Raw genomic sequence first — 23398 nt, forward strand, 5'->3', positions numbered from 1 at the left:
GCGTGCCGCCGTCGAAAGCGGCATGCACCCTCCTTTCCCGCTTCGCACGACGAAGCACGGACCCCCGCATGACATCGACGTTCTTCCGCTTTTCCTTCCGGGTCGCCCGGCTGCTGCTCGCCGGTGCGGCGGGCGCGGCCTGCATGCACGCATCCGCCGCGACCTGCGCCGCATCGCCCGACAACGGCACGACTCAATGGCGCCCCGCGCTGCATTACACGCCGCAGCGCAACTGGATGAACGATCCGAACGGGCTCGTCTACGACAACGGCCGCTACCACCTGTTCTATCAGTACAATCCGGTCGGCAACGACTGGGGCAACATGTCCTGGGGCCACGCGACCAGCGCCGATCTCGTGCACTGGCGCGAGCAGCCGGTCGCGATGCGCGCGAACGCCACGGAGGAAATCTTCTCCGGCTCGATCGTCGCCGACACGCACGACACGTCCGGCCTCGGGTCGCCCGGACGAACGCCGCTGGTCGCGCTCTACACGAGCGTCTACCAGGGCGGCTCGGGTCACGTGCCCGGCACGCAGGCGCAGTCGCTCGCCTACAGCGTCGACCACGGCGCGACGTGGCAACCCTACGCGCACAACCCCGTGCTCACGCTCGACCCCGAATCGAAGCAGTTCCGCGACCCGAAGGTGTCGTGGTACGCGCCGGGACGCTACTGGCTGATGACGACGGTCGTCGCCGATGCGCACGTCGTGAAGCTCTATCGCTCCGACGACCTGATCCACTGGTCGTTCCTGAGCGACTTCACGTTACCGGACGTGCCGCATGCGGGCGCATTGTGGGAGATGCCCGACCTCGTGCCGCTGCCGCTCGACGGCGATGTTCGACGCATCAAGTGGGTAATGATCGTCAATGTGAATCCGTGGTCGATCGCGGGCGGCTCGGGTGCGATGTATTTCGTCGGCAGCTTCGACGGCCGCACATTCACGCCCGATCGCGTCGCGCCGGCCGGTTCCGATCCCGCCCGATTCCGCTGGGTCGATCACGGCGCCGACTTTTATGCCGCCGGCACGTTCTCGGGCGCGCCGGGCACACGGCCGGTCGCGATTGCGTGGATGAGCAACTGGGATTACGCGGCGAAGGTGCCGACGACGCCGTGGCGCGGCGCGACGACGCTGCCTCGCGAACTGGCGCTGAAGACGATCGACGGCGAACCGCAACTCGTCGTCACGCCGGCCGCCGCGTTCGACGCATGGGCGGACGGCCGGCCCGCCGTGCATGAAGGCGAGCTGGCGGTCGAGTCCGCCACGCGCGAGCTGTCGGCGGCGACTCGCGGTGTCGTGCAACGCATCACGGTGTCGATCGCGCCGCAGCGCGCGGCGCGCGCGGGCCTGATCGTGCGGCGCTCGGCGGACGGCACGACCGGCACCCGGATCGTGTATGACACCGCGAAACGCACGCTGACGCTCGACCGCTCGCAGTCCGGCGAAACGAGTTTCACCGGCACGTTCAGCCGCGAGCACATCGTCGACCTGCCGCTCGAACACGGGCAACTGCGGCTCGACATCGTCATCGATCGCGGGTCGGTCGAAGTGTTTGCGAACGGCGGTCGCGTCACGCTCACCGACCTGATCTTTCCGCCGCTCGACGCCGACCGCGTCGCCGTGTTCGCCGAGCACGGCCGCGCGACGTTCTCGGGGCTCACGGTGACGCAACTCGAAGCCGGCGGCGACGCGCGTAGCGCCTGCCCGGCGCGGTAGTACGGTTCGAACGCGCGCCCCGTTCCGCATCGGACGGGGACCGTCCGCCCGGCGTTGCGCCGGCCGGGTGCGGCCCCGCCGATGGCACGGCTCAGAGCAATCCCATCCCGCCCGACGCGATGATCTCCGCGCCGACGATGAACGCGGACTCCGGCGCGCTCAGGTGCAGCACCGTCGACGCGATTTCATCCGGCGTGCCGAACCGGCCGATCGGCACGAGGCCCTTGATCTTCCCGGCCGTCTCGTCGAGCGTGGCCGCATCGAGTCCGAGCTTGCCGTACAGCGGCGTCTGAACCGGCCCGGGGCTCACGACGTTTACGCGCACACCGTGCGGCAGCAGCTCCGTCGACAGCGTCTTCGCGAACGAATTGACGGCCGCCTTGCTCGCCGCGTACACCGACGAGCCGGGCATTCCGATGTGCGCGTTGATCGAGCCGTTGATCACGATCGACGCGCCGCGGTTCAGCAGCGGCACCAGCGACTGGATCTGGAAATACGCGCCCTTCACGTTGGTGTCGAACACGAGATCCCACATGGCCTCGTCGCTGTCGGCGAACGGCGCGAGTTTCGCGACGCCGGCGTTGATGAACACCGCGTCGAGCCGCGCGCCCGCCGACGCGATCGCATCGGCCAGCGCGCGGGCCGACGCGACGCTGCCGGCCTCGTTGCGGATCGCGAGCGCGTCTGCGCCGAGCGTCTGCCGTGCGGCTTCCAGCGTCTGCGCGTCGCGCCCGGTGATGATGACCCGCGCGCCTTCGGCCGCGAATGCCCTGGCGGCCGCCAGGCCGATGCCGCTGTTGCCGCCCGTGACGAGGACCGTCTTTCCTTCGAAGCGTTGCATGATGTTCTCCTGTGAACCGGTGAGTTGACCGTGAACACAGGATGCGCGCGGCGCCCGGGATTGCCGTGCGACGGGCGGCGCGAACACGTTCGATATTTTCGAACATGTTCGGGCGGGACGATTTCGTCGCGCTGTTCCGCGCCGCGTCAGCCGGCCACGTCGATCCCGTCGAGCAGCCGCTGCGCAAGCCTCGGTTCGCGCAATTGCTCGAGCCACCATTGCAGCGCGCGACCGTCGCGGTCGCCGTGCCACGCGACGTACAGCACGTTCGGTTCGCGCGGATCGGCCGTCTGCTTTTCGACGAGATCGCCGCGCGCCAGCAGCGACACCACGCGCCGGCGCGGCACCCAGCCGACGCCGAGTCCGTCGCGTTGCGCGAGGATCTTCGCGCGCATCGACGGCACCGCGAGCACGGCTTGCCCGCCGAGCAGTCCGTAGACGCGGCCGGCCGCGCGCCGCGACGAATCGGCGACGACGACCGCGCGATGCGCGCCGATCGCATCGCGCGTCAGTACGTCGCTCGCGGAAGCCAGCGGATGACGCGGCGACACCGCGAACACCCACTCCATCGCCCCCAGCTCGAACCATTTGAGGCCCGGAATCGCCGGCGGCTCGTTGGTCGCGCCGACGACCAGATCCGCGCGGCCGTCGCGCAGCGCTTCCCAGGTGCCGCCGAGCACTTCGTGCGTGAAACGCAGCGACACGCCCGAGTCGAGCGCGTCGAACGCACGGATCACCGGCAGCAGCGTGTCGAACTCCAGCACCTCGTCGCTGACGATCCACAGCCGGTCTTCCCAGCCGCTCGCGACCTGCCGCACGCGCTGCGTCAGCCGCGCGACGTCCAGCGCGAGGCGCGCCGCCTCGTCGGTCAGCAACTGTCCGGCCGCCGTGAGCTGCAACCGGTAGCCGCGCCGGTCGAACAGCAGCGCGTCGAAACGCGTTTCGAGCTGGCGCGCCGCGTGCGACACCGTCGACGGCGCCTTGCCGAGCCGCGCGGCCGCGCGCGACAGGCTGCCGGTGGCCCGGATCGCGTCGAGCAGCGCAAGTTCGTCATCGGACAGCATGGGCTCGCTCCGGTGTGGGGGTGTCGTGGATCGTAAGGCAGCGGCGGGCCGAGGTCCAATCGGGTGACGCGGGCGGTGGATGCCGATGATGCGATCGCCGGGCCGGCTTGGCCGATTTCGTGCGCCGCGGCGACCCGTGAAAGCACGCCGGCGCGCCACCGCCTCGGTCGGCTTCCGGTATGCTGCTCGACACGAAATCAACGCAATCGAGGTAACCACTGCAATGGACATCGCGATCCGCATCGAAGGCCGTCGCGACCTGACCGGGCAAATCTTCCGGCAACTGCGCACCGCGATCGTCGACGGGCGGCTCGCCGGCGGCGCACGGCTGCCGTCGACGCGCGACCTCGCGAAACAGCTCGGCGTATCGCGCAAGACGACGCTCGACGCGTTCGAACGTCTGGTCGCCGAGGGCTACCTGAACACGCGCGCAGGCGACGGCACGTTCGTCGCCGACGGCCTCGCGCGCGTGCCGCATGCCGCAGCGATGTCGGCGCCGTCGCTGATCGACGCCACCCCGCGCGTCGACGCGGTCGATGCGCGCACGCTGTGGGACGACCTGCCCGACGCGCTCGCGATGCCCGCGCTGCACGATTCGCCCGGCTTCGACTTCCGCGGCGGCGTGACCGACAAGGCGCTGTTCCCGTTCGACGCATGGCGGCGCTGCCTGCATCACGCGCTGCGCCAGCAGATGCGCGGCCCCGCGCGATACCACGACCCGGCCGGCGATCCGCAGCTGCGCGGCGCGATCGCGCGCTACGTCGCGTTCAGCCGCGCGGTCGCGTGCGGCTGGGACGACGTGCTCGTCACGCATGGCGCGCAACAGGCGCTCGACCTGATCGCGCGCGTCGTCGTGCGGCCCGGCGACGTGGTCGCGGTCGAGGACCCCGGCTACCCGCCCGCGCGCGCCGCATTCGCGTCGCTCGGCGCGACGGTGATCGGCGTGCCGGTCGATGCGCACGGCCTCGTCACCGAACGGCTGCCCGACGACGCGCGCCTCGTCTACGTCACGCCGTCGCATCAGTTCCCGCTCGGAATGCCGATGACGCTGGACCGGCGGGTCGCGCTGCTCGAATGGGCGCAGCGCCGCCGCGCGGTGATCATCGAGGACGACTACGACGGCGAATTCCGCTTCGAGGGCCGGCCGGTGGAATCGCTGAAGAGCCTCGACCGCACGGGCCTCGTCGCGTATGTCGGCACGTTCTCGAAGACGATCTTTCCCGAACTGCGGATCGGCTACGCGATTCCGCCGCGCGCACTGCGCGGCGCGCTGGCCAAGGCGAAGCAGATCGTCGACTGGCACACCTGCACGCTGACGCAGGCGGCGCTTGCGCGATTCATGCTCGAAGGCGATTTCGCGCGGCACCTGAAACGCGTGCAGAAGCACTACGACGCGCGCCGCAAGATGCTGATCGCGCATCTGCGCGGCGAACTCGCACCGTGGTTCGACGCGATCGTGCCGACCGCCGGCATCCACCTCGCCGCGTGGCTGAAGCCGGGGCTCGACGAAGCGGCGCTGGTCCGCGCGGCCCGTGCGCAGGACATCGGCCTGTACGGGATTTCGGCGTTCCACGTCGGCGTGCCGGTGCGGCCGGGGCTGCTGTTCGGCTATGGCGGAATCGACACGCTGCGCATCGACACGGCGCTCGCTGCGCTGGCCGGCCTGCTGGGTACCGGCTCCGGCGGCGGGCCGGCACTGGTTACCTGAATTTTCTTGAAATTGGCCATTCAAGCAGGCCAGCATGCGTCCTAAAGTGGATCCTGTCGCGCCACCGTGCGCTCCAACCGAAAGAGGACCTGCCATGCAACCGCGCCTGAACTTCTATGCCGCCAGCCCGAATGCGATCAAGGTGATGCGCAACGCCGAGGAATTCCTCGCGAAATGCACGATCGAGAAGCCGCTCGCCGAACTCGTGCGCCTGCGCGCGTCGCAGATCAACGGCTGCGCGTTCTGCGTCGACATGCACACGGCCGACGCGCGCAAGGGCGGCGAAACCGAGCGCCGCCTGGCCACCGTCGTCACGTGGCGCGAGACGCCGTTCTTCACCGAGCGCGAACGCGCGGCGCTGGAATGGACCGAGGCACTGACGCTCGTCGCCGGCAACCACGTGCCCGACACCGTGTGGGAAGCCGTGAAGCCGCACTTCACCGACGAGGAGCTGTTCGACCTGTCGATGCTGATCGCGACGATCAACTCGTGGAACCGCTTCGCGATCGCGTTCCGCAAGATGCCCGAGTGAGGGGACGACGATGACTCGCGCCACGCTCCGTCGCGCCGCCGTCGGCGCATGGCTCGCGGCCGGCGCCGCGCTGCTGCCGGGCACCGCCCGCGCGCACGACGCCGCCGACAACGTGCACACGATCATGCGGCAGGCCGTGCCCGAAGCGCCGGGCAAGCTCGCCGTCGTCGCGATCGTCGACTATGCGCCGGGGCAGGCTTCCGACGCGCACCGGCACCTCGGCTCGGTGTTCGCGGTCGTGTCGAAAGGCGAAGTGCTGTCGCAGGTGAACGACGGCCCGCTCCATTGCTACCGCATCGGCGAAGGCTGGTACGAAGCGCCGGGCTCGCGCCATCAGGTGTCGCGCAACGCGAGCGCGACCGAGCCCGCGCAGCTCGTCGTGTTCGGGCTGACCGGCGCAAACGTGCCGCTCACGTCGCCGATCGATCAGTAACATCAGTAACCTCACCGCGTTCCGGGGCGCGTGCCGTCGTCGACGCACGCGCCCTTGCGCTTGTCGACCGGGGTTCGCGCCGGTTCCACGCTGCCCCGCTCCCCGCCGGGTTCCCGCCGTTTCTCCATTAGCCGCTCCCTACACTCCGGCGCCGCGCCACGCCCCACCCTGTCACGGCCTGCGCCCGCCCCCGCTCGACGCGCGCCCGATCGCGGTCGATCCGGGCGAAAACCCTTCCTTGAAATTAACTAACTCATCAATTAGCGTCGATTTCATGAACGCGAAATCCACCGTCGCCAGGCCGCGCGGGCGCCGCCCGTCGGTCGACGATTTCGACCTGCGCGACCACATGCTCGACGTCGCGATGCAGTTGTTCGCCGAGCGCGGCATCGCCGCGACGACCGTCGCCCAGATCGCCGCCGCCGCCGGCGCCACGTCCGCGATGGTCCACTACTACTTCACGAATCGAGAGCAACTGCTCGACGCAATCGTCGAGGAGCGGCTCGCGCAGGTGATCGCGTTCGTGTGGCGGCCGACCGAGCCGCAGATCGAAAACGATCCGTTCGCGCTCGTCGCCGAACTCGTCGATCGCTTCTTCGACGTCACGCAGCGCATGCCGTGGCTGCCGTCGATCTGGCTGCGCGAGATCGTCCACGAAGGCGGGCTGCTCCGCGAGCGGATGCTGCGGCGTATTCCGCTCGAACACGTCGGGCGCTTCGCCGAACGCATTCGCGGCGCGCAGCAGGCCGGCACGCTGAACCCCGCGCTCGAACCGGCGTTCCTGTTCCATTCGATCATCGCGCTCGTGATGCTGCCGCTCGCGACCGCGAAGCTGTGGCAAAGCGCGCGCGGCCTGCCGCCGATCGACCGCGACGTGCTGCACCGGCATGTCCGCGCGCTGCTCGGTTCGGGCATGCAGCCGCCGGCCGCCGTGCGTCGCACGCGGGCACGTTCGCCGCGGAGACCGTCGTGAACCCGCGCCGCCCGCTGTCGCTGTGGCTGCCGCTTGCGCTGGCCGTCGTCGCCGCGCTGCTCGCCGGCTGCCACCGGCCGACGAACGACGGCAGCACCTACCAAGGCTATGTCGAAGGCGAATTCGTGTACCTGTCGTCGTCGCAATCGGGCACGCTGACGCAGTTGTCGGTGGCGCGCGGCCAGACCGTCGCTGCCGGCGCGCCGGCGTTCTCGCTCGAGGCCGTCAACGAAGCGGCCGCACTGCGGCAGGCTCAGCATCAGCTCGCGGCCGCCCGCGCGCAGCTTGCCGACCTGCGGACGGGCAAGCGCCCGCCGGAAATCGCGGTCACGCAGGCGCAGCTCGCCCAGGCCGCCGCGCAGGCCGCGCGAGCCGCCGCGCAACTGGAGCGCGACGAACGCCAGTACGCGGCCGGCGGCCTGTCGAAGCAGCAGCTCGACGATTCGCGCACGGCCGCGCAAACCACCGCCGCGCAGATGCGCGAACTGCAGAAACAGGTCGACGTCGCGCGCCTGCCGGGCCGCACACAGCAGGTCGCCGCGCAGGCCGCGCAGGTCGACGCCGCGCAGGCGGCCGTGGCCGAAGCGCAATGGAAGCTCGACCAGAAGCGCGTCGCCGCGCCCGCCGCCGGGCGCGTGTACGACACGCTGTACCGTGTCGGCGAATGGGTGCAGGCCGGCAATCCGGTCGTGCAGATGCTGCCGCCGCAAAACCTGAAGGTGCGCTTCTTCGTGCCCGAGGCCGCCATTGCATCGCTCGCACCGGGGCGCACCGTCGCGATCCACTGCGACGGCTGTGCGGCCGACGTGGCGGCGCACATCACCTACGTGTCGAGCGAGGCCGAATACACGCCGCCGGTGATCTACAGCAACGAGAGCCGAAGCAAGCTCGTGTTCATGATCGAGGCGCGCCCCGCCGTCGCCGATGCGCCGAAGCTGCATCCGGGACAGCCCGTCTCCGTGAGCGTGCGATGAACGCGCCGGCCGCCCCGTATGCGATCGACGTCGACCGCCTGAACAAGCGGTTCGGCGACAAGCACGTCGTGAAGGACGTGTCGCTGCGCGTCGCGCGCGGCGAGATCTTCGGCTTTCTCGGGCCGAACGGCAGCGGCAAGACCACGTCGATCCGGATGATGTGCGGGCTGCTCACGCCCGACTCGGGCAGCGGCACCTGCCTCGGCTACGACATCGTGCGCGACAGCGCGCAGATCAAGCGGCGCGTCGGCTACATGACGCAGCGCTTCTCGTACTGGGAGGACCTGTCGATCCGCGAGAACCTCGATTTCGTCGCGCGCGTGTACGGGATGCCCGACCGCAACGCGGCCGTCGCGCGCGCCCTCGACGGGCTCGGCCTCGCGAGCCGCGCGGACCAGCTCACGGGCGCGCTGTCGGGCGGCTGGAAGCAGCGCCTCGCGCTGGCCGCGTGCATGCTGCACGAGCCCGAACTGCTGTTGCTCGACGAGCCGACCGCCGGCGTCGATCCGGCCGCGCGCCGCGACTTCTGGGAGGAATTGCACCGGCTGGCCGCGCAAGGGATCTCGGTGCTCGTCAGCACGCACTACATGGACGAGGCCGAGCGCTGCCACAAGCTCGCGTACATCGCATACGGCGAGCTGCTCGCGCAGGGCACGTCGGCCGAGATCGTCGCGTCGCAGGGGCTCGTGACCCGCGCGATCACCGGCGCGCATCTGAGCGACCTGTCCGTCCGGCTGCGCACGCTGCCCGGCGTCGAGCAGACGGTCGTGTTCGGCTCGGCGCTGCACGTGAGCGGCCGCGATCGCGCGCGGCTCGACGCGACGCTCGCGCAGCTCGCCGCGCACGCCGACGGGCGTGGCGAGCTGCAGATCGCGCCGATCGACACCGGTCTCGAAGACGTCTTCATCTACATGATGGGCCGCGCGTCCGCGCCGCCCGGCGGAGCGTCGTCATGAACGCGCGGACGCGCCTGCGCGACACGTTCTCGGTCGCGCGCTGGTGGAGCATCGTGCTGAAGGAATTCCTGCAGTTGCGGCGCGACCGCGTGACGTTCGCGATGATCGTCGGCGTGCCGATCATCCAGCTCGCGCTGTTCGGCTTCGCGATCAACACCGATCCGAAGCATCTGCCGACCGCGGTGATCGTCGCCGATTCGAGCCCGTTCGCGCGCAGCTTCATCGCCGCGATGCGCAATTCCGCGTACTTCGACATCGTCCAGACGCTGCCCGACGAAGCGGCCGGCCGGCATGCGCTCGCACGCGGCGACGTGCAGTTCGTGCTGAACGTGCCGGCCGATTTCTCGCGGCGGCTGCTGCGCGGCGAGCGTCCGTCGCTGCTCGTCGAGGCGGACGCGACCGATCCTGTCGCGACCGCTTCCGCGATCGGCGCGCTGCCGGGCCTCGTGCAGCCCGTCGCGGACAAGGACCTGACCGGGCCGCTCGCGCACCTGAACGGTCGCCCGGCCGCGTTCGACGTCGTGCTGCACCGGCTCTACAACCCCGAGGGCATCACGCAGTACAACGTCGTGCCGGGCCTGATGGGCGTGATCCTGACGATGACGATGGTGATGATGACGGGCCTCGCGATCACGCGCGAACGCGAGCGCGGCACGATGGAGAACCTGCTCGCGACGCCCGTGCGGCCGCTCGAGGTGATGACGGGCAAGATCGTCCCGTATGTATTCATCGGGCTGATCCAGGTATCGATCATTCTCGCGGCCGCGCGGTTCGTGTTTCACGTGCCGTTCGTCGGCGGCGTGTTCGCGATCTATCTGTCCGCGCTACTGTTCATCGCCGCGAACCTGACGGTCGGCATCACGCTGTCGTCGCTCGCGCAGAACCAGTTGCAGGCGATGCAGCTCGCGGTGTTCTACTTCCTGCCGAACATCCTGCTGTCGGGCTTCATGTTCCCGTTCGCCGGGATGCCGAAGTGGGCGCAGCTCATCGGCAACCTGCTGCCGCTCACGTACTTCAACCGGCTCGTGCGCGGCATCCTGCTGAAAGGCAACGGCTGGAGCGACCTGTGGCCGTCGGTGTGGCCGGTCGCGCTGTTCACCGTCGTCGTGATGGGCATCGCGCTGCGCTTCTACCGGCGTACGCTCGATTAGGGGCCGTGCGATGAAACCCGCTTCACGTCTCCGCGCCCACGCCGCCCGCCGCTGCACGCTGGCCGCCGCCGCGCTGCTCGTGGCCGGATGCGCGGTCGGGCCGGATTTCCGCGCGCCCGATGCGCCTGCCGCGCAGCACTATACGCACGGCGAGCCGCCCGCGACGACGGCCGCCGCTGCCGGGCCGGCCGGCGACGCGCAGACGTTCACAGCGGCCGAGCACACGCCGCGACGCTGGTGGACGCAGTTCGGCGCCGAACCACTGAACCGGCTCGTCGACATCGCGTGGCGCAACAGCCCGACGCTTGCCGTCGCCCGCGCGCGGCTCGACGAAGCGCGGCAGAACCATGCGGCCGAAACCGGAGCGACGATGTTGCCGAAAGTCGACGCGAGCCTGTCCGCCACGCGCGAGCAAGTCGATACGACCGCGTTCGGGCTGCCGGCCAGCGTGCCCAGCCCGGGGCCGTTCACGCTGTACGACGCGTCGGTGAGCGTGTCGTACGTGCTCGACGTGTTCGGCGGCAACCGGCGTGCGCTCGAAGCGCTGCGCGCGCAGGTCGACTACCAGGCGTACACGCTCGACGCGGCGCGCCTGACGCTCGCGGGCAACGTCGTCGCGACCGCGATCCTGCGTGCATCGCTTGCGCAACAGGTCGCGCTCACGCAGCAACTGATCGACGCGCAGACGAAACAGTTGCGCATCGTCGAAGCGCGCTTCGCGGCGGGTGGCGTATCTCAAGCCGACGTGCATGCGCAACGCGCACTGCTCGCGCAGACGCAGGCGTCGCTGCCGCCGCTCGCGGCCCGTCTCGCGCAGTCGGGCCACCGGCTCGCGATCCTGCTCGGCGCGCCGCCCGCCGACGCGATGCTGCCCGACCTCACGCTCGATGCGCTCGCGCTGCCGCGCACGCTGCCTGTTGCGCTGCCGTCGACGCTCGCACGCGAACGCCCCGACATCCGCGCGGCCGAAGCCGTGCTGCACCAGGCGAGCGCGAACGTCGGCGTGGCCACCGCGAACCTGTATCCGCGCTTGTCGATATCGGCGGGGATCGGCTCGGAGCGCACGCGCATCGCGGATCTCGTGAGCGGGCTCAATGTGTGGAACGTCGGCCTTGGCCTGACGCAACCGCTCTTTCACGGCGGCGAGTTGCACGCGAAGAAACGTGCGGCCGAAGCGGCATACGACGCCGCGTTCGCGAGTTACCGGGAAACCGTGCTGGAAGCGCTGCAGCAGGTGGCCAACGCGATGCGCGCGGTCGAGCACGACGCGGTTGAACTGCAGGCGCGAGACACGGCCGCGCAGGAAGCAGCGGCCAGCAACCGGATTGCCGGTGAGCGCTATGCGGCGGGCGGGATCAGCACGTTCGATCTGCTCGACGCGCAGCGGCAGACGCTGCAGACGGCGCTCGACCGGACGCGCGCGCAAGCGGACCGCCTCGCCGATACGGCGGCGCTGTTTCAGGCGCTGGCGGGAAGCTGGACGGATGACGATGCTGCGGAGTCGACGACCGGACGACACTAGCGCGGGCCGGACACTGCCGGCCTACACGCGATGCATCGTATGAACGGCGCACGTATCGGGTTCGGCCGCCGTCGCGGCCCGCTTCCATTCGATACCCGCCGATGACCGAACCCGCGATACGTGCAACGCGTCACGCAAATAAAAAACCGGCCCGAAGGCCGGTTTCTCATACCGCATGCCGCAAGCGGCGCTCGCGCGCCGCGCGACATCAGAAGCGGTGGATCAGGCCGACGCCGACGCCGATCTGGTTCTGCTTCGAACCCGCGCCCACGCCGTCGCCGATCGACGTCGTTGCAGCGATGATCTTGCCGGCGTTGAGCGTGTTGCCGCTCGAGTGCTGGTAAGCCTCAACCGCGTACAGTCCCGTGCGCTTCGACAGGCTGTAGTACTGCGACAGCGTGACCTGGTGGTACTTGGCCGAGCTGGTGATGCCGTTCGACTGCGTTGCCGCCGTGTACGAGTAACCTGCCGCGAAGTCCCACTGGGCAGCCGCCTTCCAGTGCAGCACGGCGCCTGCCGTGTTGAAGATTGCGGTGTTGCGGAACGACGAGCCGACGCCCGGCGTGTACTGGACGTTCGAGTACGACGCCGAAATGTCCCATGCCGGCGTGAACTGGTAGCCCGCCGTCACGGCGATACGCTGCTGCGATTGCGCGGTGGCATAGCCGTTGTTGATCGACGACACGGCCGGCTGGTTGCCGTCGCCCGATGCCGTCAGGCCGTTCTGGACCGTCGAGTTCGCGCCCCACACGCCGCCGCCGAGCGTCGAGTTGTTGACCTTCTGGTAGCCGACCGCGATGCCTGCCGGGCCGTTCAGGTACTGGATCGCCGCGCTCCACGTCGAGCCGCGGTTCGTCGCGCCTGCGACGCCGCCGAACGAGTACGAACCGCCGACCGTGAAGCCGTAGAACTTCGGCGACATGTAGACGAGCGAGTTGTTCGCGCGGTAGCTGGTATCCAGCGAGTCGATATCGCCCGGGTGCGCGCCGTAGTAGCCGGTCAGCCAGGTCGTCGGGCTGTACGGCGACAGCAGCGTGTAGTACGCGGTGTACTGGCGGCCGGCCGTCAGCGTACCGTACGTGCTGTTGGTCAGGCCCACCCACGCCTGACGCGTGAAGATGCCGTTGGTCCACTGCGACGAGCCGTTAGCCGTGTTGACGCCGGCTTCCAACTGGAAAATCGCCTTCGTGCCGCCGCCGAGATCTTCGCTGCCCTTCAGGCCGAAGCGGCTGCCTGCCCACACGCCGGTGGACATCTGCACCTTCGAGTGACCGCCCGACGTTGCACCGACTGCCGACGAGTTGTTCTGGTAAGCCAGACCGTTATCGACGATCCCGTACAGGGTCACGCTGCTCTGGGCGTGGGCGGCGGTAGCGGCTGCAAGGCCCACTGCCGTCATGGCGAAAGCGACGCGCTTTTTCATTGATTCTCCGTCCTCAAAGAATGATTTCTTTTCTGGTGTGGTTTTATGACTGACACATGTGCGAGTACATGCCGACGCGATTCTGACGGATTACCGATTATTTCCCAACATGTGCAGTCGGTCATCGTATGATCGACGCAACGCGCGGGTTCACCAAACGGTTACATGACAGCCGAAAACGCTTACGCGGCGGGCCTCTCCGGCATTTCACGGTGAAAACCCTAGCTTTACATTTTTACGGGTGCGACGCGACCGTCGGATGTCGTCAGATGCCTTCGGCGAAATACATCTTACAAATGCGCGACGCGGCTGACGCCGCGATTCACGCCGCCGCGAAGGATCGCTGACGTTCATGACACCCACGTTTCGCGACACGAAATAATGAAAACGTTTTTAGTCGCGGCGCGGGGAGCGACGACCGGCAGGAGAACGACCCGGCGAATGCGGGCCGACGGGCGATGCAGGCGCCTGTCGTGCCTGCATCGTTCAGTCCGATTCAGCGCGTGGCCGGTTGCGCGAGATGCGCACTCACCGCATCGGCGAGCGCGGTCAGGCGCGCGCGAATCGCGGCGTTCGAGCCGACCAGCGCGAGCGACGACGCCATGATCCGGTAGACGCGCTTTCTCGGCACCTTGGCCGGCTTCGCCGGATCGAGCCACGCCGCGTTGCCGGCCAGCAGCTCGAGCGTTTCGAGGCCGATCATGATCGGCCACAGGCACGCGAGCCGCAGCCGCACGAAGCGGCGCGGGATCGCGAGCGTGTACAGGCACGCGTCGCGATACTGGTCGAGCGTCACGCGCAGCAGGTCGACGAGCACGCCGCGCGCACGCGCCGACGCATCGGGCGCCATCAGGTCGGCAACATCGAGCTCGTGCGCGCGCAGCACGTCGTCGGGCAGATAGCAGCGGCCGATGCGCAGATCCTTCCCGCAGTCGCGCAGGATGTTGGTCATCTGCAGCGCCTTGCCGAAACGAATGCCCTTCTCGCACATGTCCGCGAGGTTCCAGCTGCGCGCGGCCCGCGTGTGCATGCCCGTCATGTCGGTCCAGAACTCGCCCACGCAGCCCGCGACGAGATACGTGTAGCGGTCGAGCTCGTCGCGCGTCGGCAGCGACGCGACGCGCCCCGACTGCTCGTCGGGGAACGTGCGCAGGTCGAACACCATCCCCGCCGTCAGCGTCGAGACGACCTTGCGGATCGACGCGCGGTCGGCATCCGGCTGCGTGCGCAGCAGCGCGAGCATCGGCTCCACCGAGCCGAGCAGCACGTGTTCGTGCGAGTCGGTCTGCATCCGCGTCACGTCCTCGAGCGCACGCGACAGCGCGGCGCCGTCGCCGAGCCGCTCGACCTCGTCGCGCAGGTCGGTCAGCAGCGCCGCCCGCCGGTCGGGCGCGACGAGCGCGGTGTCGGCGATCGTGTCGGCCGCACGCGCGAGCAGGTACGCGAGGCCGACCGGGTCGCGCATGCCGTCGGGCAGCACGCGCAGCGTCAGGTAGAAGGAGCGGGAAACGTTCTTCAGCAGATCGCCGAGCAGGAAAGCGGAATCGGTTCGAGTCGTCATGGGTCGGGAAAAATCGGCCGGCGCGGGCCCCGGGCACACACGGGCGCCGGGCGCCCGCGCCGGCCCGCGAGTCGCCGCATCGTCGCGCCGGACGGGCGTCGGCCCCGGCGCGGCGATGCAAAATTCCCGCAAGTTTAGTGCATCCGGCGCGCGGCCTGCCCGAGACGGCCGGAATGCGTCGCCGGCAGGCCGCCGTCGATCACGCCGCCGCCGGCATCGCGCCCTGAAATCAGACAACGGAAAGGCCGAAGTAATACATATGTAATTATTCGGTGCGACGATCGCGTCCCGTTCGACTCCACGCGACACGGCACGACAGCCGCGCCGTCCGAGCGAGCCCCCTTTCCGACTTCCGTTTCGAAGGTTCACCGACATGCTCTTCAAGCGCCCGACCTCCCTGCGCTACGTGCCGTTCGCCTGTGCGGCCGCGTTCCTGCTCGCCGCATGCGGCGGCGACGACGTCGCGTCCGATCCCACCCAGCCGATTTCCGCGAAGGTCCAGGTGGTCGGCCATCGCGGCGCGAGCGCGCTGCGCCCCGAACACACGCTCGCGTCGTACCGCAAGGCGATCGAGGACGGCGCGGACGTGATCGAGCCCGACCTCGTGTCGACCCGCGACGGCGTGCTCGTCGCGCGGCACGAGAACGAGATCTCGGGCACGACGAACGTATCGACGCTGCCGCAGTTCGCGAGCCGCAAGGCGACGAAGACGATCGACGGCGCGGAACTGACCGGCTGGTTCACCGAGGATTTCACGCTGGCGGAACTGAAGACGCTGCGCGCCCGCGAGCGCATTCCGCAGGTGCGCCCCGCGAACACCGCGTACAACGACCAGTTCGAGATCCCGACGTTCGACGAGATCGTCGCGCTCGCGAAGCAGATGTCCGCGCAGACCGGCCGCACGATTCACCTGTATCCGGAAACCAAGCATCCGACCTACTTCCAGTCGATCGGGCTGCCGCTCGAGGACCGTCTCGTCGACGCGCTGCTGAAGGATCCGTACACGGCGCGCACCGCGACCGTCTATATCCAGTCGTTCGAGGTCGCGAACCTGAAGACGATCCGCAACCGGATCAAGTCGAGCCAGCCGAACTGGAAGCTCGTGCAGCTGATGGACGAAGCCGGCCAGCGCCCGTACGACTTCGTGAAGGCGAACGACAAGCGCACCTACGGCGACCTGTCGACGCGCGACGGCATGCGCGAGATCGCGACCTATGCGAACGGCGTCGGCCCGTACAAGACGTCGATCATCGCGGTCGCCGCGGACGGCACGCTGCAACAGCCGACGCCGTACGTGCGCTACGCGCACGAAGCCGGCCTCGTCGTGCATCCTTACACGTTCCGCCCGGAGAACAACTTCCTGCCCGCGTCGCTGAAGGACGGCGGCACGCCGGCCACGCGCAACACGGCCGGCTCGGTGCGCGAGATCCAGGCGTACCTGCGCGCGGGCATCGACGGCTTCTTCACCGACGATCCGGCCGTCGGCCGCGCGGCCGTCGATACGTTCAAGCGCTGACACGCGCGCAACCTGCCCGACGTGCGGCAACGGGGCGCGGCACACGCCGTGCCGTCGCGCCCCGCTGCACCGCACTGGTCAGATCACGTTGAAGTGATGCGTGCCGTCCCGCTTCAACTGATCGACCAGCCCGTACTCCCAGTCGAGATACGCCTGCATCGCGGCCGCCGCGTTGTCGGTGCCTTCGTACGGGCGCCGGTAGCGATCGACGCGCGGTGACGCGAGGCGCGTCTCGCCGCTTTCGAGCGGCAGTCCGGCGTCGATCCAGGCGGCCGTGCCGCCGGTCAGCACCGCGATGTGCGCCGACGCCGGCAGCAGCGCACGCGCGTCGTCCGCCGCGAACCGCGCGAGCAGGCTCGATCCGCACGTGAACACATAGCGCTTCGCGGGCGGGATCGCGGCAAGTGCTTCGCGCAACTGCGCGCGCACCGCGAACCATGCGCCCGGGATATGGCGCTTCACATAGTTCGCGCTGGCCGTCACGTCGACGACCGCCAGCTCGCCGGGCGCGGCCTCCTTCAGCCAGCCCGCGAGCGTCGCGGGCGAGACGTCCGTCACGGCCGGCGCGGCCGGCACGTCGCGCGGCGGCTGGCCGCGCTCGACGAAGCGGGCCGTGCCGCCTTCCGGTTCGACGACGCGCACGTCCCAGCCCATCTGCGCGAGCCACGATGCGGTCATGTCGGCGCGCACGCCGTCGTCGTCGGCGAGCACGATCCGCGCGCCGCGCACGGCCGCGTGATGATCGGTCTCCTGCACAAGCTGGCCGCCCGGCGTGCTCAGGAAGCCCGGCAGATGGCCGGCTTCGTATTCCTCCGGCGTGCGCACGTCGAAGCGGTACAGCGTGCGGCCCGGTTCGGCGAGCGCGTCGACGTCGGCGAGCGCGATGCGCGGCACGCCCGCGCGTTCGGCCACCGCGCGCGCCGCCTTGCGGGCGTCGGCGCGCTGCGTTGCGTCGATGGCGTCCGGGAAGCGCCGCGCGGCGCCGCGCTCGAGCGTCTGGCCCGCGAGCGTCCAGCCGATCGTGCCGTTGCGCAGCGCGGCGACCGGATTCGGCAGCCCCGCGTTGACGAGCGACTGCGTGCCGATGATGCTGCGCGTGCGGCCCGCGCAGTTGACGATCACCCGGGTCGCCGGGTTCGGCGCGAGCGCGCGCACGCGCAGCACGAGTTCCGCGCCCGGCACGCTCGTCGAGGTCGGGATGTTCATCGTCTGGTATTCGTCGAAACGGCGCGCGTCGACGATCACGACATCCGCCTTCGCGTCGATCAGCGCCTGCACCTCCTGCGCGGACAGCGACGGCGTGTGCCGCTCGGCCTCGACCCATTCGCCGAACGACTTGCTCGGCACGTTCACGTCGATGAACAGTTCGCCGCCCGCGGCGACCCAGCCCGCGAGGCCGCCGTCGAGCAGCCGCACGTCGGTATAGCCGAGCTGCGCGAGCTTCGCGGCCGCGCGCGGCGCGAGATCCTCGCCGCCCGCTTCGCCGAACACGACGATCGGCGTGTCGCGGCGCGGAATCCGCGTCCACGCGTCGAGTTCGAGTTTCGACAGCGGGAAGTTCGCGGCCCACAGCGGATGGCCCTGCGCGTACGGATCTTCCTCGCGTACGTCGATCAGCGCGAGCTCGTCACGGGCAAGCAGGCGGGCGCGCACGTCCTGGTACGACGCGACGGGAAAGCGGGAGGTGGAGTCGGCGGATTGCGTCACGATGTTTCTGTCTCGAATGCGTTGAAGTCGGTGAAGAAAGCGAAAAAGGATGAGTCAGGGGCCTGCCGGCGCAGGCCGGCCGGCGCTGCATCAGGCGTTCGAATAGCCGGACACGAACGGCTTCACGGTCCCGTCGTCCTGGTACACCGCGCGCTCGACCTTGCCGATGTTCGCACCGTACACGTGGATGCTGATCGATACCTGGTCGGCGAACGCGTTGGTCACGCGATGGACGTCGCCGATGCGCGGCGACACGGCTTCGATTTCGCCCGGCCGCAGCCGCACGGCTTCGCCGGACGCCACCGGCCGGCCCGCAGCGTCGAACCGGTACGGCTGCGAGAATTCGCCGCCGCGCAGCATCCCGATCAGCCCCCACACCGTGTGGTTGTGGATCGGCGTCGTCTGGCCGGGCCCCCACACGAAGCTGACGACCGAGAACCGCTCGTCCGGGTCGAGATGCAGCAGGTACTGCCGATAGCGCGCGGGGTCGGGCTGCGCGAACGCGTCGGGCAACCAGTCGTCGTGTTCGACGAGCGCGGCGAGCAGCGCGCCGCCTTCGTCGAGGATGCGCGCCTCGTCCGCGCCGGACGCGAGCAGCGCGCCGAGACCGTCGACGAACGGACGCAGCGGCGTCCGATGCAACGAAAGCGTACTCATCGGCTGACTCCTCGAATATGATGCCGAATATGATGGATCGTCATGATGCACCCGAAAGACCATGCAGAACAAACATGAAAATTAGCGATATCGACGCTTTTGCAGCGGTCGTCCGCTGCCAGACACTGAGCCAGGCCGCGGCCGAGCTCGGGATGACGCAGCCCGCGATCACGCGGCGCGTCCAGAATCTCGAGGAAGCGCTCGGCGTGACGCTGCTCGATCGCAACACGAAGCCGCCGCGCCCGACCGACATCGGCCGGCGCGTCTTCGAACAGTGTCGCGCGATCCTGCGCGAAGTCGATGCGCTGCGCGAGCTGACGGCCGGCGAGCAGCCGCCCGCCGGCGAATTCCGGATCGGGCTCACGCAGGGCCTCGGCGAGCTGATGCTGCCCGCGCTGATCGCCGCACTCGCCGAGCAGTGGCCCGCGCTCGCGACACAGGTCACGACCGCGTGGGGCGGCATGCTCGTCGAGCGCGTCGCCCGTCGCGAACTCGATGCGGCGCTCGTCTTCCTCGCGCGCGAGATGGTGCTGCCCGCGCAGGTCGAGGGCGAACGGCTGCTGGCCACGCGGCTCGTCGCGGTCGGCCGCAAGGGCGACTGGCCACGCCGCAGTTACCGGCTCGCCGATTGCCGCGCGCACGGCTGGGTGCTCAATCCCGACGGTTGCGGCTTTCGCGCGGGCTTGCGGCGCGCGCTCGACGCGCAGGGGCTGCCGATGCCGGTCACGCTCGACACCTACGGCCGCGACCTGCAACTGCAGAGCGTCGCGAACGGCTTCGGGATCGGGCTGATGCCGCTGCCGCTCGTCGAAGGCAGCCCGCTGCGCGATGCGCTCGACATCGTGCCGCTCGTCGATTTCAAGCCGCAGATCGATCTGTGGCTGCTGCGCCGGCACGATGCGGCCCGCTTCGACGCGCCGCTCGCCGCCGTTGCCGCACAGGCGCGCGCGGCATTCGCGCTGCCCGAGCAGCGGCACGGCAAGGCTGCGTGATCCGGCCGGGCGGTGCAGGCATCGCGCCGCCCGCTCGACACCTGCGCGCGGTGCGCTCCGCTCACGCATCGACGCGGCCGCGTCGGGTGTCGTCGAGTGGCGCGGCGCTTTTCGTTTCGCCCTTCGACTCGCCCCTTCCCGCCGCTTCGAGTACCGCGCGCCCGGCCGCCACCGCGATCGCGTCGTCCTGCGGCGTATGCACGCGGCTGCACAGCACGTCGCGATAGTGGCGTTCGAGCGGATTGGCGCGGCTCAACCCGTGATTGCCCGACAGCTTCAACGCCTGCTCGACCGTACGAATCGCGTGCTCGGTTACCGTCCGCTTGACGAGGCCGCTCGTCGTGACCGGCGGCGCATTGCCCGCGTCGGTACGTGCGATGTGATCGTCGAGCAGCACGCGGTTCGAGTGCAGCCAGCCCTCGATGTCGCCGACCGCTTCCTGCACGCGCGGCAGCGTCGCGAGCGGCGCGCCCAGCCCGCTCGGCGCACGCGTCGTCGCGAACCCGACCAGCCAGTCGCGCGACGCGCGCGCCACCGCGTCGTACAGGCTGCCGAGCAGCGCGACCATCCACGCCTGCTGGTCGGCCTGCGCATCGGCATCCGCATGGGATGCGGCCGACACGGCCCATGCGTCCGGTGCGCGTACGTCGACCGCATGATCGGCCGGCAGCCGCACGTCGTCGAACACGACTTCATGGCTGCCTGACGCACGCAGGCCGAGGTGATTCCAGCTTTCGATCACGCGGATGCGGTCGCCATCGGCATCGGGTTCGCGCGGCACGAGAAACACGCCGACCCGCGGCGCCGGCTCGTCGGTGCGCGCCCACACGGCCAGCCAGCGCAGCGCCGGGATGCCGGTGCAGTACAGCTTGTGACCGGACAGCCGCCAGCCGTCGCCGTCGCGACGCGCGATGGTTTCCGGCAGGCCGCCGCGCGACGGCGAACCGAGCGCGGGCTCGACGCGCAGCGCGTTGATCAGCGCGCCTTGCGCGACCGCGCTGTCGAACACCTCGCGCCGGAGCCGCGCCGGCCAGCGGTTGTCGGCGCGGCCGAGCGCGCGATGCTGCAGATAGGTCATCGTCAGCACCAGCGCGGTTGTCGGATCGGCGCGCGCGACGGCCGCCACGATCCGGCTCGCCTGCGCGAGCGTCGCCCCGGCGCCGCCGAACGCGCGCGGCACGACCTGCGCGATCAGCCCCGCGCGCTGCAGCCGCGCGAAGTTTTCATGCGGAAAGCGGCCATCGGCATCGTTGCGGGCCGCATCGGCGGCAAGGGCCGGCGCGAGACGGTCGAGCAGCGCGGCGACGCGTGCGTCGTCGGCATCGTCGGTGGGCAACAGGCGCAGCGAAGGCGGCGGCTGCGACGGCGAGGAAGCGGCAAGGCTGGCGGACATCGGCACGGATTCCCTGGGACATGCGGAAAAGGACAGGCCGCGACGACGCAACGGCAATCGGTCGCCGCGCGTCGCGGTCTTTCATGAAGTCGACGATCGGGCGCGTGCAGTGGTTAGGTTCGCCGGCGCCCGCGCGCCCGATCGTTCGTGAGCCCACAGCGTAGGCGCAGCGCCCCGCCGCCCAAACCATGCAAATCTGATATTCAAATCGGGATTGATTATTTCCGTTCCGCATGATCCCGGCGTTAACCTGCGCTCCATTCCTGCCCGGCCGTGCGCCGGGACATCCCCGCACCGGAGACCCAGATGAGCGTCGAATTCATCGGCATGATCCAGAGCCAGAAGCAGTCGGAAATCCACCCGCCGTCCGGCCCCGTGGTCGATCCCGACTACGTGCGCGACTTCGCGCGCGCCCACGAGACGGCCGGCTTCGACCGGATCCTCGTGCCGCACCACTCGACCGGCCCGTCGGCGACGCTGACGATCGCGTTCGCCGCGGCCGCGACCGAGCGCATCCACTTCATGCTCGCTCATCGTCCGGGCTTCACCGCGCCGACGCTCGCCGCGCGCCAGATCGCGACGCTCGACCAGTTCAGCCGCGGCCGGCTCGCCGTGCATTTCATCTCCGGCGGCTCGGACAGCGAGCAACAGCGCGACGGCGATTTCCTCGACCACGACGCGCGCTACGCGCGTACCGACGAATACCTCGGCATCCTGCGGCGGATCTGGACCGAAGCGCAGCCGTTCGATCACGACGGCGCGCACTACCGGTTCAAGCAGGGCTTTTCGGAAGTGAAGCCGCTCCAGCAGCCGCATGTGCCGATCTACTTCGGCGGCGCATCGGAGGCCGCGCTCGCGGTGGCCGGCAAGCACGCGGACGTCTACGCGCTGTGGGGCGAATCGCTCGACCAGGTGCGCGACCTGACCGCGCGGGTGCGCGCCGAAGCCGCGCGGCACGGCCGGCAGGTGCGCTTCTCCGTGTCGTTCCGCCCGATCCTCGCCGCGACCGAGGACGAAGCGTGGGCGCGTGCGCATCGCATCCTCGACGAGACGCGCCGGCTGCGCGAAGCGGCCGGCCTCGGCGCCGGCGGCCCGCAGCAGAGCGAAGGCGCGCGCCGCCTGCTCGCCGCGGCCGAACGCGGCTCGCGCGTCGACAAGCGGCTGTGGACCGAGATTGCGAAGCTCACCGGCGCGCGCTCGAATTCGACGGCGCTGGTCGGCACGCCCGAACAGGTCGCCGATGCGCTGCTCGACTACTACGACCTCGGCGTGACGACGTTCCTGATCCGCGGCTTCGATCCGCTGGAAGACGCGATCGACTACGGCCGCGAACTGATTCCGCGCGTGCGTGCCGCGGTCGCCGCACGCGACGCGGCGCGCCGCGCAGCCTGAGCCCGACGGAGCGACACACGATCATGTCCGCCGTCCTTGCCTCCCCCGCCCGCACCGCATCGGGCCTCGAACTCGCCGAAGCGCCGCGCCAGCATTTCTGGTTCGATCCGCCGGCGCCGCGCGTCGACGTCGCCGCCGAGCGCCGTCACCGTCAGGAACGGCTCGCCGCCGCGTTCCGCCTGTTCGCGCGCTTCGGCTTCGCACAGGGTCTCGCCGGCCACATCACCGCGCGCGACCCCGAACTGCCCGACCACTTCTGGGTGAATCCGCTCGGCCTGCATTTCTCGCAGATCAAGGTGTCCGACCTGCTGCTCGTCAACGCACGCGGCGAAACCGCGATCGGCACGCGGCCGCTGAACAAGGCCGCATTCGCGATTCACGCGGCGATTCACGACGCGCATCCGCACGTCGTCGCCGCCGCGCACACGCATTCGACGTACGGCAAGGCGTGGTCGACGCTCGGCCGGCCGCTCGATCCGCTCACGCAGGACGCGTGCGTGTTCTACGAGGATCACGCGCTGTTCGACGACTTCACGGGGATGGTCGTCGACACGAGCGAAGGCGCGCGGATCGCCGCTGCGCTCGCGAAACCGGACGGCACCACGCACAAGGGCGTGATCCTGAAGAACCACGGCATCCTGAGCGTCGGCCCGACGGTCGAGGCGGCCGCGTGGTGGTACATCGCGCTCGACAATGCCGCGCACACGCAGTTGCTGGCCGAAGCGGCCGGCACGCCGCAGCCGATCGATCACGCGACCGCGCGGCACACGCACGGCCAGATCGGCGGCCCGGAGGGGGCACTGCATGCGTTCGACAGCCTGTTCGCGCGCGTCGTCGCCGACGAACCCGACCTGCTCGACTGAGCACCTTTGCGCACGACCGGAGACC

The 23398-nt window shown here is 69.7% G+C and carries 20 protein-coding genes; 13 read left to right on the forward strand and 7 right to left on the reverse strand.

The window, feature by feature from the left end; genetic code table 11:
• Window positions 1–68 precede the first annotated feature (68 nt).
• Complete coding sequence (locus HWX08_RS04795) at window positions 69–1715, forward strand: glycoside hydrolase family 32 protein (protein ID WP_174922565.1); 1647 nt, start codon at window positions 69–71, stop codon at window positions 1713–1715.
• A 91-nt stretch (window positions 1716–1806) separates the two neighbouring features.
• Here the strand turns inward: HWX08_RS04795 and HWX08_RS04800 are convergent, their stop codons facing one another.
• Together HWX08_RS04800 and HWX08_RS04805 are read right to left on the reverse strand one after the other, a co-directional pair.
• The gene (locus HWX08_RS04800) at window positions 1807–2556 is read right to left on the reverse strand and encodes an SDR family oxidoreductase (protein WP_107311677.1); all 750 of its coding nucleotides are present in this window, start codon (window positions 2554–2556) and stop codon (window positions 1807–1809) included.
• Between the two features lie 146 nt (window positions 2557–2702).
• Complete coding sequence (locus HWX08_RS04805) at window positions 2703–3620, reverse strand: LysR family transcriptional regulator (protein WP_174922566.1); 918 nt, start codon at window positions 3618–3620, stop codon at window positions 2703–2705.
• A gap of 223 nt (window positions 3621–3843) precedes the next feature.
• On the opposite strand from HWX08_RS04805, the gene pdxR reads away from it, so the two are divergent.
• The 8 genes from pdxR (at window position 3844) to HWX08_RS04845 (ending at window position 11869) form a co-directional block, all read left to right on the forward strand.
• Window positions 3844–5328 (forward strand): MocR-like pyridoxine biosynthesis transcription factor PdxR, encoded by a 1485-nt coding sequence (pdxR, locus tag HWX08_RS04810; RefSeq protein ID WP_174922567.1) that lies wholly within the window; start codon window positions 3844–3846, stop codon window positions 5326–5328.
• 94 nt (window positions 5329–5422) lie between these two features.
• A complete protein-coding gene (locus HWX08_RS04815; RefSeq protein ID WP_069259803.1) occupies window positions 5423–5860 on the forward strand; it encodes a carboxymuconolactone decarboxylase family protein in 438 nt (145 codons plus the stop codon).
• A gap of 10 nt (window positions 5861–5870) precedes the next feature.
• Window positions 5871–6293: a cupin domain-containing protein gene (locus tag HWX08_RS04820; RefSeq protein ID WP_174922568.1), complete on the forward strand. Its 423-nt coding sequence runs from the start codon at window positions 5871–5873 to the stop codon at window positions 6291–6293.
• Window positions 6294–6567: 274 nt separating this feature from the next.
• On the forward strand, window positions 6568–7266 hold the full coding sequence (locus tag HWX08_RS04825) for a TetR/AcrR family transcriptional regulator (protein WP_069259801.1): 699 nt from the start codon (window positions 6568–6570) through the stop codon (window positions 7264–7266).
• A 14-nt stretch (window positions 7267–7280) separates the two neighbouring features.
• Window positions 7281–8240 (forward strand): HlyD family secretion protein, encoded by a 960-nt coding sequence (locus HWX08_RS04830; protein WP_425128436.1) that lies wholly within the window; start codon window positions 7281–7283, stop codon window positions 8238–8240.
• Window positions 8237–9196: an ABC transporter ATP-binding protein gene (locus tag HWX08_RS04835; RefSeq protein ID WP_174922570.1), complete on the forward strand. Its 960-nt coding sequence runs from the start codon at window positions 8237–8239 to the stop codon at window positions 9194–9196. The genes HWX08_RS04830 and HWX08_RS04835 overlap by 4 nt, the downstream gene beginning before the upstream one ends.
• Window positions 9193–10347 carry an ABC transporter permease gene (locus HWX08_RS04840; protein ID WP_069259798.1) on the forward strand — a complete coding sequence of 385 codons (1155 nt, stop codon included), beginning with the start codon at window positions 9193–9195 and terminating at the stop codon, window positions 10345–10347. The genes HWX08_RS04835 and HWX08_RS04840 overlap by 4 nt, the downstream gene beginning before the upstream one ends.
• Before the next feature lie 10 nt (window positions 10348–10357).
• Entirely contained in the window at window positions 10358–11869 is a 1512-nt protein-coding gene (locus HWX08_RS04845; RefSeq protein WP_174922571.1) for an efflux transporter outer membrane subunit, read from the forward strand.
• Window positions 11870–12077: 208 nt separating this feature from the next.
• On the opposite strand, the gene HWX08_RS04850 is transcribed toward HWX08_RS04845, so the two are convergent.
• Both HWX08_RS04850 and HWX08_RS04855 read right to left on the reverse strand, forming a co-directional pair.
• On the reverse strand, window positions 12078–13292 hold the full coding sequence (locus HWX08_RS04850; RefSeq protein ID WP_069259796.1) for a porin: 1215 nt from the start codon (window positions 13290–13292) through the stop codon (window positions 12078–12080).
• A gap of 496 nt (window positions 13293–13788) precedes the next feature.
• Window positions 13789–14853 carry a phytoene/squalene synthase family protein gene (locus HWX08_RS04855; protein WP_174922572.1) on the reverse strand — a complete coding sequence of 355 codons (1065 nt, stop codon included), beginning with the start codon at window positions 14851–14853 and terminating at the stop codon, window positions 13789–13791.
• Window positions 14854–15226: 373 nt separating this feature from the next.
• On the opposite strand from HWX08_RS04855, the gene HWX08_RS04860 reads away from it, so the two are divergent.
• Entirely contained in the window at window positions 15227–16369 is a 1143-nt protein-coding gene (locus tag HWX08_RS04860; protein ID WP_069259794.1) for a glycerophosphodiester phosphodiesterase, read from the forward strand.
• A 78-nt stretch (window positions 16370–16447) separates the two neighbouring features.
• Here HWX08_RS04860 and HWX08_RS04865 read toward each other — a convergent pair whose 3' ends face one another.
• A complete protein-coding gene (locus HWX08_RS04865) occupies window positions 16448–18076 on the reverse strand; it encodes a rhodanese-related sulfurtransferase (RefSeq protein WP_174922573.1) in 1629 nt (542 codons plus the stop codon).
• 90 nt (window positions 18077–18166) lie between these two features.
• Complete coding sequence (locus HWX08_RS04870) at window positions 18167–18733, reverse strand: cysteine dioxygenase family protein (protein ID WP_174922574.1); 567 nt, start codon at window positions 18731–18733, stop codon at window positions 18167–18169.
• A 17-nt stretch (window positions 18734–18750) separates the two neighbouring features.
• On the opposite strand from HWX08_RS04870, the gene HWX08_RS04875 reads away from it, so the two are divergent.
• Window positions 18751–19725 carry a LysR family transcriptional regulator gene (locus HWX08_RS04875; protein ID WP_174922575.1) on the forward strand — a complete coding sequence of 325 codons (975 nt, stop codon included), beginning with the start codon at window positions 18751–18753 and terminating at the stop codon, window positions 19723–19725.
• A 61-nt stretch (window positions 19726–19786) separates the two neighbouring features.
• Here the strand turns inward: HWX08_RS04875 and HWX08_RS04880 are convergent, their stop codons facing one another.
• On the reverse strand, window positions 19787–21118 hold the full coding sequence (locus HWX08_RS04880) for an acyl-CoA dehydrogenase family protein (protein WP_174922576.1): 1332 nt from the start codon (window positions 21116–21118) through the stop codon (window positions 19787–19789).
• A gap of 306 nt (window positions 21119–21424) precedes the next feature.
• Here HWX08_RS04880 and HWX08_RS04885 point away from each other — a divergent pair, with 306 nt between their 5' ends.
• Window positions 21425–22510, forward strand: coding sequence for an LLM class flavin-dependent oxidoreductase (locus tag HWX08_RS04885; protein ID WP_174922577.1), 1086 nt, complete (start codon window positions 21425–21427; stop codon window positions 22508–22510).
• A gap of 23 nt (window positions 22511–22533) precedes the next feature.
• Entirely contained in the window at window positions 22534–23373 is an 840-nt protein-coding gene (locus HWX08_RS04890) for a class II aldolase/adducin family protein (protein ID WP_069259788.1), read from the forward strand.
• The last annotated feature ends 25 nt before the right edge of the window (window positions 23374–23398 follow it).

Origin of the sequence: Burkholderia metallica, from assembly GCF_902832845.1 — a bacterium.
Classification (GTDB): domain Bacteria; phylum Pseudomonadota; class Gammaproteobacteria; order Burkholderiales; family Burkholderiaceae; genus Burkholderia; species Burkholderia metallica.

Bases quoted from the DNA above. Each gene is read 5' to 3' on its own strand.
- HWX08_RS04795 (WP_174922565.1), top strand. From the start codon at position 69: ATGACATCGACGTTCTTCCGCTTTTCCTTCCGGGTCGCCCGGCTGCTG.
- HWX08_RS04800 (WP_107311677.1), bottom strand. From the start codon at position 2,556: ATGCAACGCTTCGAAGGAAAGACGGTCCTCGTCACGGGCGGCAACAGC.
- HWX08_RS04805 (WP_174922566.1), bottom strand. From the start codon at position 3,620: ATGCTGTCCGATGACGAACTTGCGCTGCTCGACGCGATCCGGGCCACC.
- pdxR (WP_174922567.1), top strand. From the start codon at position 3,844: ATGGACATCGCGATCCGCATCGAAGGCCGTCGCGACCTGACCGGGCAA.
- HWX08_RS04815 (WP_069259803.1), top strand. From the start codon at position 5,423: ATGCAACCGCGCCTGAACTTCTATGCCGCCAGCCCGAATGCGATCAAG.
- HWX08_RS04820 (WP_174922568.1), top strand. From the start codon at position 5,871: ATGACTCGCGCCACGCTCCGTCGCGCCGCCGTCGGCGCATGGCTCGCG.
- HWX08_RS04825 (WP_069259801.1), top strand. From the start codon at position 6,568: ATGAACGCGAAATCCACCGTCGCCAGGCCGCGCGGGCGCCGCCCGTCG.
- HWX08_RS04835 (WP_174922570.1), top strand. From the start codon at position 8,237: ATGAACGCGCCGGCCGCCCCGTATGCGATCGACGTCGACCGCCTGAAC.
- HWX08_RS04840 (WP_069259798.1), top strand. From the start codon at position 9,193: ATGAACGCGCGGACGCGCCTGCGCGACACGTTCTCGGTCGCGCGCTGG.
- HWX08_RS04845 (WP_174922571.1), top strand. From the start codon at position 10,358: ATGAAACCCGCTTCACGTCTCCGCGCCCACGCCGCCCGCCGCTGCACG.
- HWX08_RS04850 (WP_069259796.1), bottom strand. From the start codon at position 13,292: ATGAAAAAGCGCGTCGCTTTCGCCATGACGGCAGTGGGCCTTGCAGCC.
- HWX08_RS04855 (WP_174922572.1), bottom strand. From the start codon at position 14,853: ATGACGACTCGAACCGATTCCGCTTTCCTGCTCGGCGATCTGCTGAAG.
- HWX08_RS04860 (WP_069259794.1), top strand. From the start codon at position 15,227: ATGCTCTTCAAGCGCCCGACCTCCCTGCGCTACGTGCCGTTCGCCTGT.
- HWX08_RS04870 (WP_174922574.1), bottom strand. From the start codon at position 18,733: ATGAGTACGCTTTCGTTGCATCGGACGCCGCTGCGTCCGTTCGTCGAC.
- HWX08_RS04875 (WP_174922575.1), top strand. From the start codon at position 18,751: ATGATGCCGAATATGATGGATCGTCATGATGCACCCGAAAGACCATGC.
- HWX08_RS04880 (WP_174922576.1), bottom strand. From the start codon at position 21,118: ATGTCCGCCAGCCTTGCCGCTTCCTCGCCGTCGCAGCCGCCGCCTTCG.
- HWX08_RS04885 (WP_174922577.1), top strand. From the start codon at position 21,425: ATGAGCGTCGAATTCATCGGCATGATCCAGAGCCAGAAGCAGTCGGAA.
- HWX08_RS04890 (WP_069259788.1), top strand. From the start codon at position 22,534: ATGTCCGCCGTCCTTGCCTCCCCCGCCCGCACCGCATCGGGCCTCGAA.